The organism is Maribacter sp. (assembly GCF_049667165.1).
Taxonomy (GTDB): domain Bacteria; phylum Bacteroidota; class Bacteroidia; order Flavobacteriales; family Flavobacteriaceae; genus Maribacter_A.
Genome location: NZ_JBATHS010000179.1, coordinates 1 through 2313, shown reverse-complemented (window position 1 = coordinate 2313; position 2313 = coordinate 1). Strand labels below are relative to the sequence as shown.

Annotated in this window: 2 protein-coding genes and 1 pseudogene; 1 reads left to right on the top strand and 2 read right to left on the bottom strand. The window is 40.3% G+C overall.

What is annotated here, in order from left to right:
• Positions 1-613: NifU N-terminal domain-containing protein (locus tag WBM98_RS09345; RefSeq protein WP_424365753.1), on the bottom strand; the 613-nt coding region annotated here is incomplete at its 3' end.
• Positions 614-735: 122 nt separating this feature from the next.
• Here WBM98_RS09345 and WBM98_RS09340 point away from each other — a divergent pair.
• Positions 736-1728 (top strand): PorP/SprF family type IX secretion system membrane protein, encoded by a 993-nt coding sequence (locus WBM98_RS09340; protein WP_424365752.1) that lies wholly within the window; start codon positions 736-738, stop codon positions 1726-1728.
• Positions 1729-1793: 65 nt separating this feature from the next.
• Here WBM98_RS09340 and WBM98_RS09335 read toward each other — a convergent pair.
• Positions 1794-2313, bottom strand: a pseudogene (locus WBM98_RS09335) (hypothetical protein); the annotation flags it as partial.

Here is a 2313-nt window from a genome sequence, read left to right as displayed (position 1 = left end):
GTGCTATACTGTTTTTTGCGACCACTTCGTTTCCTTGGGCTAAAAATTCACGAACAAATTCACGCAACTCCATAGTAATGGCATCCCATTCGGCAACATCAAATTTACTGACCGATACATAATTCTCATCAAGGAAGACTTCCTTAACAAAAGGAAATTGAAACAACTGGGTAGCCAATGGCGAGTCTTTGGCCTCATCGATATTTTTGAACTCGAAGGCTGCGGGCACAATGCGTTTATTGCAAACGAACTTCATTACCGATGGGTTGGGCGTAACTTCAGCATATACCGTAATTGCCGTCTGTTTTGGGGAATCTTCTTCTATGATGACCGGTTCCCCCGAATTTAAATAATCTTCCAACTGTTGTGCGACTTCTTCCTGAACATCGGGCCACGCGACGATATCATAGCGTTCAAGACCTATGAAATTCCCTGAAATATAAACGGTTTTGATAAAGGGAAGATAGAATAATTGTTGTGCCAAAGGGGATTTTTTGGCCTCATCGATATTTTTGAACTCGTAATTATTGTTCTTGGTTATGAATTGGTTGGTCTCAAATTTTAGAACTGCAGGGTTATTGGTTTCCTTCACTGTTATTGAGTACGTATTCATAGTTTTTTGTTTTCAGCAAAAATACAAACTAATTCCTACTTCAACGATATATAATAATGTGGCATTTCATCCGTTATATGTTATGTTTGGACGATATTAAAATAGAAATCCCCAATATCTATATGAAATTTCGCTTGGTGCTATTTTTCGCTTTAATGGCTTTTGGCTTTAAGTCAATGGCCCAAGAAGGCGTTCCTGTTTATTTTGATTATTTGTCAGATAACTACTATCTGGTGCACCCTTCGATGGCGGGTATTGGTGTAGGAGGTAAAATAAGGGGAACTATAAGGAAACAATGGTTTTCTGTCGATGAGGCACCAAACCTACAAACCCTCAATGCACATTTTAGATTAGGGGATGGTCCTAGTGGTGTTGGCGCCATATTCTTTAATGATGCCAATGGGTACCATTCGCAGACCGGTCTTAAATTAACCTATGCACATCATTTGAAATTAGGGGGTGACGAGCGCTATTTGAATCAATTGTCATTCGGACTCAGTGGTGGTTTATTGCAAAGTAGTTTGGATGAATCCGAATTTCGTTCGGTAATCCCTGATCCAATAATCACCGGAGCCAACAATAGCGTCAGTTATTTTAATGTGGATCTCGGAATGTCGTATAGCCTAATGGAGTTTTATGCACACTTTTCCATTTTGAACGCCTTGGGAAGTGGCAGGGATTTATATACGGCCATTGAATTTGACAACCTGAGGAGGTATCTCGTTTCTGCCGGATATGTTTTTGGAAGGAGTGAATGGCAATATGAGCCTTCTGTAATGCTGCAACTTACCGAGTTTACCGAAGAAAAAACTATCGATATCAATGCCAAGGTCTACAGAGACGTTGATTTTGGTAGGGTCTGGGGTGGTATCTCTTACCGCAGAAGTTTTGATGGCGCACAATTCTTGGTCGATGGTACCTTTGGCGAACAACGACTACAATTGATCACACCGATTATTGGCGCGAATATCAAGAACTTTATGATTTCCTATAATTACTCCTATCAGATGGGGGATATTCGTTTTGATAATGGAGGTTTCCATCAGATAACCCTCGGGTACGATTTTGGACAAACAGAACGTCGCTACGATTGTTACTGTCCTGCAGCACAATAAACAGCAAACGCCATACACCATTTTGAAGAGCGCATAGCGTTTGTGTTAGATTAGTAATACTACTATTAGTCCCAGCTATAATTTTTCTTTTCCGCCTGTTTTTTTATGGCTTCGAGCATGGCATTTTCCAATTCCCCTTTGGCATTTTCTTTTTGGTTTTTTGCGATAAACGCATCCCGTTTTGCATTGAGTTCCTGAATCTCTTTTTGTATATCACTGCGCTCCTTCTTCTTGGTTTCGATATAATGGGTTATTTCAGATGTGGATTTGTCCTGCAGTGCTATAGGTAATTGTTCTTTTTCGATTGCTGAAACATCAAAATCCTTGTCATCCATGGCATCGACCAAGTCCCACGATGAATTCTTGTACATTCTGGAGCTTTTGCTTACCGCCCGTTTTACGGCTACGGCCTCTTCCAATTCCATGGCATTTTCATCTTGTACCATTTGTTGGTCCCTTTTCATTGCCCCACGGGAGCCATAGCTGATATATGTTTTGTTCAGTTTGCCATTCAATTTAATAATGATATCATCATATGGTGTCTCTATATGCACGACACGCCTATTATGGTCAATGGCCATATAT